The 15,535-nt window shown below is 29.1% G+C and carries 19 protein-coding genes; 16 read left to right on the plus strand and 3 right to left on the minus strand.

The window, feature by feature from the left end:
* Positions 1 to 6: 6 nt before the first annotated feature.
* Genes ACYQ1U_RS06775 through ACYQ1U_RS06785 form a run of 3 tightly spaced genes read left to right on the plus strand, consistent with a single transcriptional unit; the run spans position 7 to position 2,230 of the window.
* The gene (locus tag ACYQ1U_RS06775; protein WP_459885787.1) at positions 7 to 972 is read left to right on the plus strand and encodes an AAA family ATPase; all 966 of its coding nucleotides are present in this window, start codon (positions 7 to 9) and stop codon (positions 970 to 972) included.
* On the plus strand, positions 954 to 1,526 hold the full coding sequence (gene rnhB, locus ACYQ1U_RS06780; RefSeq protein WP_459885790.1) for a ribonuclease HII: 573 nt from the start codon (positions 954 to 956) through the stop codon (positions 1,524 to 1,526). The genes ACYQ1U_RS06775 and rnhB overlap by 19 nt, the downstream gene beginning before the upstream one ends.
* A gap of 8 nt (positions 1,527 to 1,534) precedes the next feature.
* Entirely contained in the window at positions 1,535 to 2,230 is a 696-nt protein-coding gene (locus ACYQ1U_RS06785) for a glucosaminidase domain-containing protein (RefSeq protein ID WP_459885793.1), read from the plus strand.
* Here ACYQ1U_RS06785 and ACYQ1U_RS06790 read toward each other — a convergent pair.
* Positions 2,211 to 3,131 (minus strand): D-2-hydroxyacid dehydrogenase, encoded by a 921-nt coding sequence (locus ACYQ1U_RS06790; protein ID WP_459885796.1) that lies wholly within the window; start codon positions 3,129 to 3,131, stop codon positions 2,211 to 2,213. The genes ACYQ1U_RS06785 and ACYQ1U_RS06790 overlap by 20 nt on opposite strands.
* 37 nt (positions 3,132 to 3,168) lie before the next feature.
* On the opposite strand from ACYQ1U_RS06790, the gene ACYQ1U_RS06795 reads away from it, so the two are divergent.
* Entirely contained in the window at positions 3,169 to 3,855 is a 687-nt protein-coding gene (locus tag ACYQ1U_RS06795; RefSeq protein WP_459885799.1) for a DUF3108 domain-containing protein, read from the plus strand.
* A 126-nt stretch (positions 3,856 to 3,981) separates the two neighbouring features.
* Positions 3,982 to 6,141: a catalase/peroxidase HPI gene (gene katG, locus ACYQ1U_RS06800; RefSeq protein ID WP_459885802.1), complete on the plus strand. Its 2,160-nt coding sequence runs from the start codon at positions 3,982 to 3,984 to the stop codon at positions 6,139 to 6,141.
* A gap of 4 nt (positions 6,142 to 6,145) precedes the next feature.
* Here the strand turns inward: katG and ACYQ1U_RS06805 are convergent, their stop codons facing one another.
* On the minus strand, positions 6,146 to 7,492 hold the full coding sequence (locus tag ACYQ1U_RS06805; protein WP_459885805.1) for an acetyl-CoA carboxylase biotin carboxylase subunit: 1,347 nt from the start codon (positions 7,490 to 7,492) through the stop codon (positions 6,146 to 6,148).
* Positions 7,489 to 7,941, minus strand: coding sequence for an acetyl-CoA carboxylase biotin carboxyl carrier protein (gene accB / locus ACYQ1U_RS06810; RefSeq protein WP_459885808.1), 453 nt, complete (start codon positions 7,939 to 7,941; stop codon positions 7,489 to 7,491). The genes ACYQ1U_RS06805 and accB overlap by 4 nt, the downstream gene beginning before the upstream one ends.
* Before the next feature lie 78 nt (positions 7,942 to 8,019).
* On the opposite strand from accB, the gene dcd reads away from it, so the two are divergent.
* From dcd to ribE, 11 genes are read left to right on the plus strand one after another with little or no spacing between them, the layout of a single operon-like run.
* Positions 8,020 to 8,580 (plus strand): dCTP deaminase, encoded by a 561-nt coding sequence (gene dcd, locus ACYQ1U_RS06815; protein WP_459885811.1) that lies wholly within the window; start codon positions 8,020 to 8,022, stop codon positions 8,578 to 8,580.
* A gap of 32 nt (positions 8,581 to 8,612) precedes the next feature.
* Positions 8,613 to 9,299: an orotidine-5'-phosphate decarboxylase gene (pyrF, locus tag ACYQ1U_RS06820; RefSeq protein WP_459886416.1), complete on the plus strand. Its 687-nt coding sequence runs from the start codon at positions 8,613 to 8,615 to the stop codon at positions 9,297 to 9,299.
* Complete coding sequence (locus ACYQ1U_RS06825; protein ID WP_459885814.1) at positions 9,296 to 10,030, plus strand: thioredoxin fold domain-containing protein; 735 nt, start codon at positions 9,296 to 9,298, stop codon at positions 10,028 to 10,030. Before pyrF ends, ACYQ1U_RS06825 begins: the two co-directional genes overlap by 4 nt.
* Positions 10,027 to 10,725: an FIG domain-containing protein gene (locus tag ACYQ1U_RS06830; RefSeq protein WP_459885817.1), complete on the plus strand. Its 699-nt coding sequence runs from the start codon at positions 10,027 to 10,029 to the stop codon at positions 10,723 to 10,725. The genes ACYQ1U_RS06825 and ACYQ1U_RS06830 overlap by 4 nt, the downstream gene beginning before the upstream one ends.
* A 2-nt stretch (positions 10,726 to 10,727) precedes the next feature.
* Positions 10,728 to 11,573: an acetyl-CoA carboxylase, carboxyltransferase subunit beta gene (gene accD, locus ACYQ1U_RS06835; protein ID WP_459885820.1), complete on the plus strand. Its 846-nt coding sequence runs from the start codon at positions 10,728 to 10,730 to the stop codon at positions 11,571 to 11,573.
* Positions 11,573 to 12,250: a thiamine phosphate synthase gene (locus ACYQ1U_RS06840; protein WP_459885823.1), complete on the plus strand. Its 678-nt coding sequence runs from the start codon at positions 11,573 to 11,575 to the stop codon at positions 12,248 to 12,250. The genes accD and ACYQ1U_RS06840 overlap by 1 nt, the downstream gene beginning before the upstream one ends.
* The gene (locus ACYQ1U_RS06845; RefSeq protein ID WP_459885826.1) at positions 12,196 to 12,627 is read left to right on the plus strand and encodes a 23S rRNA (pseudouridine(1915)-N(3))-methyltransferase RlmH; all 432 of its coding nucleotides are present in this window, start codon (positions 12,196 to 12,198) and stop codon (positions 12,625 to 12,627) included. Before ACYQ1U_RS06840 ends, ACYQ1U_RS06845 begins: the two co-directional genes overlap by 55 nt.
* Before the next feature lie 19 nt (positions 12,628 to 12,646).
* Positions 12,647 to 12,997 (plus strand): RNA polymerase-binding protein DksA, encoded by a 351-nt coding sequence (gene dksA / locus ACYQ1U_RS06850; protein WP_459885829.1) that lies wholly within the window; start codon positions 12,647 to 12,649, stop codon positions 12,995 to 12,997.
* Positions 12,994 to 13,914 (plus strand): hypothetical protein, encoded by a 921-nt coding sequence (locus ACYQ1U_RS06855; RefSeq protein WP_459885832.1) that lies wholly within the window; start codon positions 12,994 to 12,996, stop codon positions 13,912 to 13,914. The genes dksA and ACYQ1U_RS06855 overlap by 4 nt, the downstream gene beginning before the upstream one ends.
* Complete coding sequence (gene dusB / locus ACYQ1U_RS06860; RefSeq protein ID WP_459885835.1) at positions 13,889 to 14,824, plus strand: tRNA dihydrouridine synthase DusB; 936 nt, start codon at positions 13,889 to 13,891, stop codon at positions 14,822 to 14,824. The genes ACYQ1U_RS06855 and dusB overlap by 26 nt, the downstream gene beginning before the upstream one ends.
* Positions 14,824 to 15,429 (plus strand): riboflavin synthase, encoded by a 606-nt coding sequence (gene ribE / locus ACYQ1U_RS06865; RefSeq protein WP_459885838.1) that lies wholly within the window; start codon positions 14,824 to 14,826, stop codon positions 15,427 to 15,429. The genes dusB and ribE overlap by 1 nt, the downstream gene beginning before the upstream one ends.
* Positions 15,430 to 15,535 lie beyond the last annotated feature (106 nt).

Genomic DNA, 15,535 nt, shown 5'->3' on the forward strand with positions numbered 1-15,535 from the left:
ATATAGTTGCATATTCCAAAAAAAATATTTGATAGAAAAATAAAGCTAGAGTTTCAAAATACAATCATTACAGGTCCTAAGAGAGTTGGAAAAACTTTTTTAGTTTTCAATTTTTTAAAAGATTTTAAAGGAAAATATAAATATATTAACTTTGAAGATTATCGTGAAAAAAACTTTGATTTTAGCGAAGTTGATTTAGTAATTTTTGACAATTTCAACTTTTCTATTCCTATTCCTGATATTACTACTTTTATAATTTCTCAAAAAAACATAAGTATTGAAGGTTTTAAAAAGATTGAATTAAAAGGACTTGATTTTGAAGAATTTTTTGCATTTGAAAATACCACAAATATAAATCAATGCTTTGATAAGTTCTTAAGACTTGGAAACTTTCCAAGAATTTTCAGTGAAGAATATTATAGAGACGAATATCTAAAAGAAACATTTGAGCTCTTGCCCTATAATAAAAAAATTTTAGCATTTTTCTTTTCACATATAGGAGAAAAGTTTACACTTTATCAAATTTATCAAATATTAAAAAAAGAGATGAAACTAAGCAAAGACAGCTTTTATAAAATTACAAATGAATTACTAGAAAATCGAATTATATACGAAGTCAATAAATTTAACTCTCCTAAATCCCCTAAAAAATTTTATTCTTATAACTTTGCTTTTAAAAACATTTTAACAAACAAAAAAAATATTCAATACACATTTGAAAATATTATCTTTTTAGAACTAAACAAAGATGAAATATATTATAAAGATACCCTAACTTTTTTCTTACCAACAGAAGAGAGAGGTATTTTAGTTTTACCATTTGCAGATGAAGAAATAGCAAAAGAAAAACTAAAAAAAGTAAATGGAGTTAAAAAAGTCGATATTATTACGATATCTAATGAGTTTGATATAAAAAATAAAAATTTTGAAGTGGAGGTGATACCATTTTGGAGATGGAGATTTGCGGAATAGATGAAGCAGGAAGAGGTCCAATTGCAGGCCCTTTAGTAATAGCTGGATGTATATTTAAGTTCCGAGTTCCGAGTTCCAAGTTCCAAGAATGGTTTGATATATTGACTGATTCAAAGAAGTTAAGTTCTAAAAAAAGAGAGGAGCTGTTTGAAATAATAAAAGAAAATTCAATCTATCATATTGTTTTTAAATCAAATAAAGAAATAGATAAAAAAGGGTTGTCAACTTGCATTAAGGAAGCATTGATTGAAATCAAAGAAAACTTAAAAGCAAAAAAATATCTTTTTGATGGTAATTCAAATTTTGGAGTAAGTGGAATTGAGACAATAATTAAAGGAGATAGTAAAATTAAAGAGATTAGTGCTGCAAGTATATTAGCAAAAGTAAGTCGTGATAGATTTATGATACAAATGGATGAGCTTTTCCCTGAGTATAACTTCAAAAAGCACAAAGGATATATAACAAAAGAACATATTGAAAAAATAAAACAATTTGGATTTTGTAAAATACATAGAAAAAGCTATAAATTAAAAGCTTTAACACCTTCTTTTTAGGGAGATAGATGAAAAAGATAATAGGATTTTTGCTTGCTGTAAATCTTTACTCAGCTTTTCCCTCGTGGTATTACAACATAAAAGATACTAAAAACCAAAAAAAAGCATTTGTAGAAATTTTGCTTCCTTTAATAAAGGAAGAAAATAGAAAAATACAAAATTTAAGAAAAAAAATTATAAAAATCTTTAGTAATCCTTATTTCATTTTAAATCCAAAAGATGTAGAATTTCTTGCAAAAGTTGCTAAAACATACAAAATAAAAAATATCGCTAAAAAAAAAGAATTTTTAAAAAAAATTGACACTATCCCACCTTCACTTGCCCTAGCACAGGCTGCAATTGAAAGCGGCTGGGGGAAAAGTAGATTTGTAAAAGAGGCAAATAATATTTTTGGACATTGGGAATATTCAAATAATGGAATAAAGCCTAAAAGTAAATACGAACATATTAAAATAAATTACTCTATAAAAGTTTTTCCTAGCCTTGAAGACTCAATAGCAACTTATATGAGAAACCTAAATAGAAATCCTGCATATAAAGAATTTAGAGAAAAAAGATGGAAATATAAAAAAGAAAATAAAAAATTTAACGGAGTTGAAGCTGCCGATACACTTATTAGATATTCACAAAAAAAAGAAGAATATGTAAATCTAATAAAAAAAATCATAAAAACTAATAACTGGACTAAATATGATTACGAATAAACTCTTCTATATTTTTATAAATTCCATCCATTAATTTTTGTCTAGCTTCTATACTCGTCCAAGCTATATGAGGACTAAGAAGGGTTTTTTCATTATATTTAAGTAATGGATTATCAGGATCAATTGGCTCTTTTTCAAAAACATCAAAACCTACTAAAATATTTTTAATATCCATTGCTTTTGCCAAATCTTTTTCATTAACTATTCCACCTCTTCCTACATTTATTAAAACTACTCCATTTTTCATTTTCATAAGTTCATCAAACTTTATTAAATCTTTTGTATTTTCATTAAGAGGAGCGTGAATTGTAATAATATCACTTGTAGATAATAACTCATCTAAATCAACTCTTTTGTAATTAGAACTCTTGTTTTTTCCACTTGTAGAATAATAAACCACCTCAGCTCCAAAAGCAGTTGCAACTTTTGCAACCTCTTTTCCAATTGTACCAAGTCCAATTATACCCCACCTTTTTCCTGCAATCTCAAACCAATTTTGAATATGAGTAAATATTTTTGAGTTTGGATACTCTTTTTTTGTATATTTATCAAAATAACACACTTTATTAATAAGTCCTAAAACAAGGACAAATGTTTGTTGGACTACAGATTTGGTAGAATAGCCAGCAACATTTTTTACAATTATCCCTTTAGTCTTAGCATACTCTAAATCTACATTATTCATACCAGTAGCAGCAATTTGAATAAATTTAATTTTAGATTTATCCATTATTTCTTTATCAATTACAACTTTATTAGTAACAACTATATCAGCATCTTTTACTCTCTTTAGAGTTTCTTGTTTTGAAGTAGTCTGATAAATTTCTAATTCCCCAAACTTTTTAAACCTTTCAAAATCAACTTCCCCTAAAGTCAAAGCATCTAAAAAAACTATTTTCATATTTTTCCTTTGGTATAATTATTAAAAAAGGAATTTTATGAAAATAATTTTACTATTATTTTTAGTTGTTTTCTCATATTCTTTTAAAATAGAAGCTGAATATGTAGCAAAATATGGCTGGTTTGGGACTATTGCTAAAGCAAAAGGAGTATATGAAAAAAATAAAACCAATTATCAAATTAAAACTTTTACCAAGTCTACTGGATTTGCTAAAACAATTGCAAATATAAAACAATACTATATTTCTAAAGGTGTTATCAAAAACAATATTTTAATCCCTAAAATTTACAAAAACATAATTATAAGAAATGGAAAAAAGTATGAATTAGTTTACTCATTCGATTATAACAATTCAAAAATATATAAAACTAAATATAAAGAGGGAAAATTTATTTATAAAAAAACTCTCCCTTTCTTCGCAAAAAATGATATTTTAACACTTTATTGGAACCTTCCTAAAATTATGAAAACAAAAAAAAAGACATTCACAGCACTAGGGGGAGATAAACTTACTGGTAGAGTAGATGTTGAAATTATAAAACAAACCACCTCACAAACATATTTAAGATTAAATCTATACAATAAAGTTTTTGCAGGAGATAAAGGAATCTTATATTTATATATAAATAACTCAAACTGGGTAACTACTAAGGGAATGGTAAAAAATGTTTTAAAAATAGGAAATCTTAAAGGGAAAATCACTTCTTTGAAAGTCTCTCACTGAGTTGTATAACTTCACCTTATCAAAAAACTATTTTTAATTAATTAAAACTTATTCTTTAAAAAAAAATTTTTTCTTTTAATAAAAATAAGCTATGATATTAATACAATATAAGAAAAGGAGAAAAAAATGAAATGTCCATTTACAAATAAAACACTTTCCCATACTACAGTCGGGGGAGATATGATTTCAAAATGGTGGCCTGAACAATTGAATTTAAGAATTTTATATCAAAATCCAACTGAACTTAGACCAACAGATGATAATTATACCTATAAAGATGAATTTGAAAAACTTAATTTAGATGAGTTAAAAAAAGATTTAAAAACACTAATGAAAACATCTCAAGATTGGTGGCCTGCTGATTATGGTCATTATGGACCTTTATTTATAAGACTTGCATGGCATAGTGCAGGAACATATAGAGTATTTGACGGAAGAGGCGGAGGAAGCAATGGAAATCAAAGATTTGCACCACTTAACAGCTGGCCTGATAATGTAAACTTAGATAAAGCAAGAAGACTTTTATGGCCAATAAAAGAAAAATATGGCAATAAAATATCATGGGCTGATTTACTTATTTTAGCAGGAACAGTTGCTTTAGAAGATATGGGCTTTAAACCTTACGGTTTCGCTGGTGGTAGGGTTGATATTTGGGAGAGTGAAATAGATACTTATTGGGGCGAAGAAATGGAATGGCTTGCAAATGATAAAAGAGTTCAAGACGGTAAACTTGAAAAACCTCTTGCTGCAGATCATATGGGGCTAATTTATGTTAATCCTGAAGGTCCAAATGGAGAACCAAATATTTTAGAAGCTGCAAAACAAATAAGAGAAAGCTTTAAAAGAATGGCTATGAATGATGAAGAAACAGTAGCTCTTATTGCAGGAGGTCATACTTTTGGTAAAAATCACGGAGCTGCATCAACCGATCACTTAGGACCTGATGTAGAAGCAGCTACAATTGAAGAGCAGAACCTTGGATGGAAAAATAGTTATAAAAGCGGAAAAGGTGCTGACACTATTACAAGTGGAATTGAAGGAGCATGGACACCAACACCAACTAAATGGGATAACTCATTTTTAACTATAATGTTCAAATATGACTGGAATCTTGTAAAAAGTCCTGCAGGTGCATGGCAGTGGGAAGCTGTCAATGTTGAAGAAGAAGATATGGTTCCCGATGCACATATTCCAGGTAAAAAACATAAGCCTATTATGCTAACAACTGATTTAGCATTAAGAATGGATCCTGAATATCAAAAAATTGCAAAAAAATTTTTAGAAAATCCAAAACTTTTAGAAGAAGCATTTGCAAAAGCCTGGTTTAAACTTACACACAGAGACCTTGGACCAAAATCCAGATATTTAGGAAATGATGTGCCTGATGAAGAATTCATATGGCAAGACCCAATTCCGACAGGGAAAAAAGATTTTACAAATGAGGAAATCGAGTCAATAAAAAAAGATTTATTAGAAAACTTATCAATTGATGAAATTGTATATACTGCTTTTTCAGCGGCATCAACATACAGAAATACCGATAAAAGAGGAGGCATAAACGGAGCAAGAATTACATTAAAACCACAGATTGACTGGGAAATAAATCAAGACCTAAGAGTAAATAAAACAATAAATACCTTAAAAAAAATAAAAGAAAAAACCGGCATGTCACTTGCAGACTTACTTGTTTTAGGTGCCATAGGAGCAGTAGAAAAAGCTGCTAAAAACGGAGGAGTTGATATTAAACTGCCTTTTTATCCAGGTAGAGGAGATGCAACTCAAGAGATGACAGATATAGAATCATTTGAATATTTAAGACCGGTTGCAAATGGCTTTTTAAATTATCTACAACAAGGATGTAAAGAGTTAATAAGTGAAAGAGCATTAATTGATAAAGCAAATCAATTGACATTGACAGTGCCAGAACTAACTGTATTAATATCAGGTCTTAGAATGCTTGGTGCAAATTACAATAACACAGATTATGGAAGATTTGTGCAAACAAAAGATAAATTAAGTAATGAAAACCTAAAAAAACTGCTTGATATGAATATTGAATGGAAACCAACAGAAAACCCTCAAATTTTTGATGGATTTGACAGAAAAAATGGTGAAAAAAAATATGAAGCAACAAGAGTTGATCTGATTTTTGGTTCTAATTCAATTCTCAGAGCACAAGCAGAGTTTTATGCACAAGATGATAATAATGAAAAATTTGTAAAAGATTTTGCAAAAGCATTTAATAAGGTAATGAATTTAGACAGATTTGATATTTTCTGGCATTAAAGGGCTATACTACTAGCCCTTTAGTTTCTAAATATTTTGTATCATAATTATTGTTAATAAAATCTTCATTCTCAAGCATTTTTAAATGAAATGGAATTGAAGTTTTAATACCACTTACTTTAAATTCTCTTAATGCTTCTTTCATAACTTCAATAGCTTCATTTCTATCCTTGCCCCAAGTAATTACTTTTGCTATTAAACTATCATAATATGGAGGCACTATATATCCAGAATAAATATGAGTATCTACTCTTACATCTTTCCCACCTGGAATATAAAGTTTTTGAATTTTTCCTGGATTTGGGATAAATTTTTCAGGGTCTTCCGCTAATATCCTACACTCAATTGCATGACCTTTAATTTTGATTGCCTCTTGACTTGGAATTTTTTCACCCTCTTCTATTTTTATCATCCACTCAACTAAATCAAGACCTGTTACCATTTCACTTACTGGATGTTCTACTTGAAGTCTAGTATTCATTTCCATAAAATAAAAGTTAAGATCCTTATCAACCAAAAATTCAATAGTTCCTGCACTATAGTATCCAATGGCTTTTGCAGCTTTTACTGCTGTTTCGTGGAGTCTTTTGCGAGTTTCTTCATCTAAGATAGTAGCAGGTGATTCTTCTATTAATTTTTGATGTCTTCTTTGAAGCGAACAATCTCTCTCCCCTAAATGTATAACATTTCCATGTTTATCACCTAAAATTTGGACCTCAACATGGCGCGGTTTTTCAATATATTTTTCCATATAAATTGTTGGGTCTCCAAATGCACTTTCAGCTTCACTTGAAGCTGCTAAAAATGCATTTTCAAGATAGTTTTCTCTCTCAACAACTCTCATACCTCTACCACCACCACCACTTGCAGCTTTAAGAATTACTGGATATCCAATCTCACGTGCTACTTTTTTTGCTTCTTCTACTGTCTTTATAGCTCCATTACTTCCTGGAATTACAGGTACTCCAGCTCTTTTCATTACTTCTTTGGCTTTAGATTTATCAGCCATAAGCTCCATTACTTCAAGACTTGGTCCAATAAATGCAATATTATGAGCTTTACAAATTTCTACAAATGTTTGATTTTCACTTAAAAATCCATATCCAGGAAAAATTGCATCACACTCTGTCATTTCAGCAGCAGTTATAATAGCAGGAATGTTTAAATAACTTTCATGACTTTGACTAGGTCCAACACATACAGCCCCATCAGCAAATTCTAAATAAACTGCCTCTTTATCTGCTTTTGAGTATATACATACTGCTTCTTTACCCAATTTATGAATAGCTCTAATTGCCCTAAGAGCAATTTCACCACGATTTGCAATAAGAATTCTATTTAGCTTTTTCATGAGCTTAGCCTCTTTACTCTAAATAGTGGTGTATCAAATTCAACTGGTTGTCCATCTTCTACTAAAACTTCTAAAATTTCTAAATCAAATTCAGCTTCAAGTTCATTCATAATTTTCATAGCTTCTATTATACATAAAGTTTGTCCTTTTTTAACTTTATCTCCTACTTTTACGTACGGAGGAGAGTCTGGACTTGGTGCTTGGTAAAAAGTACCTACCATTGGAGATGTTATTAAATCTCCTTCAACTTCACATTCAGGTTTTGCTTCAACCTTTTGTGTAACTTCTTGTATTGTTTGAGAAGTTTGAGATACCGCTTGTTGTGGTTGCGAAGCAACTGAAACACTTTTATCTAAATAAATTCTAAACTTTTCAGTTTCAAGTTCAAGTATATTAGTTTTAGATTTATCAAAAGCTTCAAGTAATTTTTTAATATCTTTTAAATCCATTATAAGTCCCCTTTACTAGAGTTTAATAAAATAATAACATATTTTTGTTACAATTTTAAAAAGTTTCAAGGAAAACTAATGGGTGTTAAGTCGGATAAATGGATTAGATGTATGGCAAAAGAATTTAAAATGATAGAACCTTTTGAAGAAAAACAAGTTAGAAGTGGAATTATAAGTTATGGCGTTAGTAGTTATGGATATGATATAAGAGTAAGCGATGAGTTTATGGTTTTTACAAATATCAATTCTACTATAGTAGACCCAAAACATTTTGATGAAAGAAATGTTGTAAAAATTAAAGGTGACTGCATAATCCCTCCAAATTCATTTGCACTATGTAGAAGCGTTGAGTACTTTAGAATGCCAAGAGATGTACTAGCTATATGTGTAGGAAAAAGCACATATGCAAGATGTGGAATTATTGTAAATGTAACTCCAATAGAACCTGAGTGGGAAGGACATATCACAATTGAAATTAGCAATACTACTCCACTTCCTGCCAAAATATATGCAAACGAGGGAATTGCTCAGCTTATATTCCTTGGGGCTGATGATAACATTTGTGAAACAAGTTATGCTGATAAAAAAGGAAAATATCACGGGCAAAGAGGAATAACACTGCCGAAGGTGGATAAATAATGGAAAATGGAAAATGGAAAATGGAAAATGATATTAAATTATGTATTGCACTTGATAATCCAAGCAGAGATGAAAATCTAAAACTAGCTATTAGTTTAAAAGAATATGCAAATGACTTATGGTTAAAAGTTGGATTTAGAAGTTTCATAAGAGATGGTAATGAGTTTATAAAAGAACTTAAGAATTTAGGTTATAATATATTTCTGGATTTAAAGCTATATGATATTCCAAATACAATGGCTGATGCAGCTGAAGAGATTGCAAAACTAAATATTGATATGTTTAATGTTCACGCAAGTGCAGGAAGCAAGGCTTTAAAAGAGGTAATGGATAGACTTAGTAAATTTAAAAAAAGACCACTTGTTTTAGCAGTAACGGCACTTACAAGTTTTAGTAATGAAGAGTTTGAAAAAATTTATGGAAGCGACATTAAAACAAAAGCAAAAGAGTTTGCAAAAGAAGCTTTCACTGCCGGACTTGATGGGGTAGTATGTAGTGTATGGGAGAGTATTGATATAAAAAATGCAACCTCTCAAGAATTTTTGACCCTCACTCCTGGAATTAGACCGTTTGGAGAAGATGCGGGAGATCAGAAAAGAGTAGCTGATATCAAAGCAGCAAAAGAAAATAAAGCTAATTTTATAGTAGTTGGAAGACCAATATATAAAGCTTCAAATCCAATAAAAGTAGTGGAGAAAATATTAAAGGAGATTAAATGAAAAAAATAATTTTAAGTTTAAGTGTAGCGGCTAGTTTATTTGCATTTGATAAAATCTTATCCAACCAAGAATTACAAAACATAATCAAATCAACTCCTATTTATCCTCAGCTTGAAGAAGCAATGAAACAAGAAAATGTCAAATTAAAAGGCACTAAAAAAGATAATTTTTATATTATAGAAGTAGATACTCCAAGAGGAAAAGGTCTAATTTACGTAACAGTAGATAAAAAATATACAATACTTGGAAGAGTTATTGATAATAAAACAAAAAAACCACTAATTCCAAACTTTCCTAAAAATGCTAATATTATTAAAAAAGGAATAATGTTTACATTTGGAAAAGGAAATAAAGAAATCTATCTTGTAACTGACCCAGAGTGCCCATTTTGTAGAATGTTAGAAAAACAAAAAAAAGAAATTTTAGAAAAAGATTATAAAGTACATGTAATACTATTACCTCTTTCTTTTCACAAAAATGCTAAAGCTATGAGTTATTATGTATTAGCTGGTAAAACTGATAAAGAAAGGGCAAAAAGACTAAGCGAAGTATTATCAGGAAGCGTTAAATGGAAAAAATATAAACCTACACCTGAAGAAAAAGCAAAGTTTGATAAAGAACTAGCCGCTTCTAAAAAAGCTGCTGCAGAACTTGGAGCAAGAGGAACACCAACAATATTTGACAGCAATTTTAATCAAATTGAATGGCCTACATTAGGAGAAGAAAAATGATTGCTTCTAACTTTATAGATGCTGCACTTTGTTGTAGCTTAAAAATAATAAGAAGCTTACATGAAGAATTAAATCTTTTTGAAGAAAAAGGTATAGGGTTTGGAGGAGATAGAAGTTTAAATATAGATTTGATAGCTGAAAAAATTTTAATTGAAAAATTAAGCGAATTTGGCAATATTCTAAGCGAAGAAGCCGGTTTTATAGATAATGGAAAAGATAAAACAATTGTAATTGACCCAATTGATGGAAGCTATAACGTTTCTAACAACATCCCATATTTTGGGACAAGTATTTACTTTGAAGATACTGCAAGTGTTATTGTAAATTTAAGCAATGGAGATTACTTCATAAGAGATGAAAAAGGGAAAAGATTTGATAATTTATTTAGAAAACCTTTTCATGCAAATTTTAGATTAGATGTTGTAATTTTTGAAAAAGCTTATAAAAATCCTGATATTGTCGCAAAACTAGCAAAACATAATTTAAAATTCAGAGCCCCAGGTGCACTAAGTCTCTCTCTTGCATATGGAGAAGCAAGTAAAGCAGTAATTTATAAAGGTGAGATTAGAGAATTCGATATTGCTGCTGCAAAATTTTACAATAGTGATTGTTTCTGGCATTTTGAAGATGATTTAATTGTAATGAGCCCTAAATATGAATATTTAGAAGAAATTCTAAACATAATCAAGGAATAAAAATGGGACTTAGCGATTTTTTAAAAAAATTTAAACGCCCTCAACCATCCAAAGAAGAAAAGCCCACTACTTGGATAAAATGTCCGGCATGTGGTGCTATTAGTTTTTACAAAGAAGTCCAAAAAGAACATAATACATGCCCTAAATGTAGTTATCATTTTAGAATGAGCGCAAACGATAGAATAGCTCTTCTTGCAGATGAAGGAACATTTATAGAATATGATAAAAATCTTGAACCAACTGACCCATTAAACTTCGTAGATAAAAAAAGCTATAAAAAAAGAATAGAAGAAGGTTATAAAAAGACTGGAAGAAAAAGCTCAGTGATAAGTGGAGAGTGTACAATAAATGAAATCCCCACTCAACTTGTAGTATTTGATTTTACTTTTATGGGTGGAAGTCTTGGAAGTGTTGAAGGTGAAAAAATAACTCGTGCTGTAATGAGAGCTACTCAAAAAAAACAAGGCCTTGTAATAGTATCAACCAGTGGTGGGGCAAGAATGCAAGAAAGTACTTTTTCTCTTATGCAAATGGCAAAAACAAGTGCCGCTCTTGCTAGTCTGGCCGAACATAAATTACCTTATATTTCAGTTTTGACTGATCCGACTTTTGGAGGAGTTAGTGCAAGTTTTGCATTTTTAGGTGACTTTATAATAGCTGAACCTGGTGCAATGATTGGATTTGCAGGTCCTAGAGTAATTAAACAGACAATTGGTGAAGACTTGCCTGAAGGTTTTCAAAGAGCTGAGTTTTTACTTGAACACGGCCTTATCGATATGGTAGTAAATAGAGATGAACTTAAACAAACAATAAGTGACTTATTAAAATATTCATTAAAGAGTACGTAATGGCAATTTATGCTCTTTTGGATTTTGATATTTTAAAAAAGTATAATATTTCTATAAAAGATTTTTGTCTCACGGCAAAAGGATTAAAAGCTAAAATATTGCAGTATAGAGACAAAAACTCCTCTCTAGAAGAAAAACTAAATAGACTTAAAGAAATTAGAAAATATTGGAAAAAACCTCTTATTATTAATGATTCAATCGAACTTCTACCTTTAGCCGATGGAATCCATATTGGACAGGAAGACTTACAAAATTTATGTGAAAAGTTTAATGTAAACAAATATGAAATGATAGAAATATTAAAAGACAGTGAAAAGTTAAAAATGAAAAGTGAAAAATTAAATATAAAACTTTACACTTTTCACTTTACACTTTTCACTTCTAAAAAAATAGTAGGACTTTCCACTCATAACAAAGAAGAAATTCTTGAAGCTAACAAACTTCCTTTAAGTTATATAGGTTTAGGAGCATACCGTCCAACTACTACAAAAGACACCTCAAATATATTAGGAGAAAAAATTATTGATCTTATAAAATATTCTTATCATCCTGTTGCTGTAATAGGAGGTGTGAAAATTTATGATAAAATTCCAGCAAACTTTAAAGTAGTAGGAAGTGATATATGCAAATTAATGTCTACTCAATTGAAAAAAAAGAAGATTTTCAAAAGGAAATAAACGAATTTATAAAAAAATCGCGTCAGTTTGCAAATGTAAAAAATATTACTCTCTACTCCAAAAGCCTATCAAAAACAGATAACCCTCAAAAAGAATATTCAAAAATTTTCGAAAAATATACATCTAATGGATTTAATATTATTCTAACACCTGAAGGTAGATTAGTTGATAGTTTTGAATTTTCGAAATTTTTTGAGTATTCTTGTGTAAATTTTTTTATTGCAGGAGCATATGGTTTTGATGAAGAATTTAAAAAAAAGGGGCTTAATATTTCACTAAGTCCTCTTACAATGAGTCATAAGCTAGCTAAACTTGTACTCTTTGAACAAATTTATAGAGGACTTAGTATAAAGCATAATCATCCATACCACAAATAAAAAATAAAAAGGAGAGGAGATGAGTATGAATGTGAATCATTACAAAGAAATTTTACTTATGAGAAAAGCAGAACTTGAAAAAATTTTATTTAATATTTCAAGTGAAATAAATGATATTAGTAAGTGTGAAATTAATGATGATGGGGATTTTGCAGCAGCTAGTATGGATAGTGGTAGAGATTATCAAATCTATTTAAATCAAAAAAAAGAACTAGCTGAAATTGAAGAAGCTTTAAAAAGAATAGAAGAAGGAAATTATGGAATTTGTAAAATGTGTGATGAACCAATTCAAGAAGAAAGACTTAAAATAAAACCTTACGCAAAATACTGTATAATATGTAGAGAAATTATTGAGAAAGAAGGCAAATGAAAAGATTTTTTATATTTGGATTAATATTTATTACAATTGTTACGTTATTTGTGTATATTCAAGATAACAGTTTTACTAATTTTAACATTTTTGGAGTTAATATATCCCTGCCAAATGCCATATGGACAGCTCTATTTTTAGGGCTCTTTTTTATTTTTACTTTAATTTATATATTATATTTGAATTTGAAAAATTCTATCTCTCAAAAAAATATAAAAAAAGATATAGAAATAATTATTAATAATATAAAAAATAAAATACTTTATAAAAATGAAATTAAAGAAACAAAAGTTTTAAAAAATATAAATGAATTTATAAAAAATATCGAAGGTTTAAATATTATTCCTAAAAAAATAGAACGATTTGAATTTTTAGAAGATATCGAAAAATTAAAAAATGGTGAAGTAATAGAAACTAATAAATATAAACTAAAAGTTAATAATCCTTGGTTTATATTAAATGTAAAAAACAAATTGAAAAAAGAACCTGAGTTTGCAAAAGAAGTATTAAAAAAATTTAAAAATGAAGAATTAAAAAAAGAAGCATTTGAAATTTATGCTAAAAAAGCTTCAATAAAAGATATTTTAAAATATGATTATCCAATAACTCTAAATATTTTACTCTCTCACATAAAAGATAATGATCTAGGACTTCTAATACAAAAAGCAACCTTAACTCCAAAAGAACAAATAGAATTTGCAAAAAATATATATCAAACTCGTTCACCTGATATTGAACTTGAATTAGCAAGTTCACTTCCTTTTGCAAAAGCATACTTAGCCTTAAAATATGAACATTTAGATTTAGCAAGAGAAGTTATAGAAAAACATAATATAAAATATTTTGAATTTTTTCTAAACTTAAGAAATAACGGTATTAAGGCTGATATTGATGAATATATCAATGCTAAAATCTAACTCTCCTTATTTTTTTCTAGCTCCTCTTGCAGGATATACAGATTTGCCATTTCGTACAGTTGTTAAAAAATTTGGATGCGATATGACTTTTAGCGAAATGACTAATGTAAATGCTATTAGCTATAATAATGAAAAAACTCAAAAAATGATGCAAAAATCCCCTGAGGAGAGCCCATATTTTGTCCAAATTGCTGCAAACAATATAGAAAATGCCATAAAAGCCGCTCATATTATAAATGAAATAGACTGGATTGATGGAATTGATATTAATCTTGGCTGTCCTGTAAATAAAGCTAGAAGAAGCGGATTTGGTGGGGTACTACTTAAAGATGAAAATAAAGAAAAATTAAAAGAGATAGTAAACGCTATAATAAAAACTTCAAAAAAACCTGTAAGCGCTAAAATGAGACTTGGTTTTGATGAAATAGTAGCGTGTGAAAGAGCAAAACTCCTAGAAGATTTAGGTATTAAATTTTTAACAGTTCATGGCAGAACAGTAAAACAGATGTATAAAGGCAATGCAAATTACGAAGAGATTAAAAAAGTAGTAGAAAATGTAAATATTCCAGTAATTGCAAATGGAGACATAACTGATTTCAAAAAAGCAAAATATGTTTTAGAATATACCGGTGCCAGCGGAGTAGCAATTGGTAGAGGTGCTGTTGGAAAACCTTGGATTTTTCTTGAAATGAAACAAAGCGGAAATATTACGCTAAAGCAAAAAAAAGAAGTAATACTTGAACATTTCAATCAAATGATAAATTTTTATGGAGAATATGGAGTAATTTTATTTAGAAAACACGCTCATGCATACTCAAAAGGAATTGCTAAAGCTAGCGAATTTAGAAGTAAAATAAATGAAGCAAAAGAGGTTGAAGTTGTGAAAGAACTTATTGAGGAGTATTTTTAGTGTTTAACGGCCTTATTAGAGAACTAGGAAAAATTAAAAGTTTCAGCAATAATAAACTAAGAATTCTTTCAAAATATAAGCCTGAAATTGGAGATTCTATTGCAATAAACGGAGTTTGTTTAACTGCTACAAAAATTTTTCCAGATGGATTTGAAGTTGAACTATCTCCTGAAACACAAAAAATAGTGCCTCTTGAAAATTATAAAGAAGGAAAATTAGTACATATAGAGCCAGCTTTGCGTTTTGGTGACAGGATTGATGGACATTTGATTCAAGGACATGTAGATGCTATCGGTGAAGTACTTGAAATTAAAAAAAACCAAAATTCATATGATGTAATTATTAAAACCGATCCAAAAATTATGAAATATATTGCCCCTAAAGGCAGTATTGCAATAGATGGGGTTAGTCTCACAATAAATGAAGTATTCTCTGATAGGTTTAGGTTAACTATTATTCCTCATACTTTTGAAAACACTCTTTTTAAATACTACAAAATCCACCAAAAAGTAAATATTGAAACCGATATGTTTGCAAGATATATTTATCATATGTTTAAAAACAAAACAGATTGTATAAATGAAAAAATTCTTGCTTGGTGGTAGGTTAAATGTAAAGATTTGGTCTAATTATTTTAAGTTTTTTAAAAACTGCTTAGCGTCATCCAAATCCATAAGAGGTACAAGTTCTCCGTTTCTTACATACCACCAC

It is taken from the genome of Caminibacter profundus, assembly GCF_054657155.1.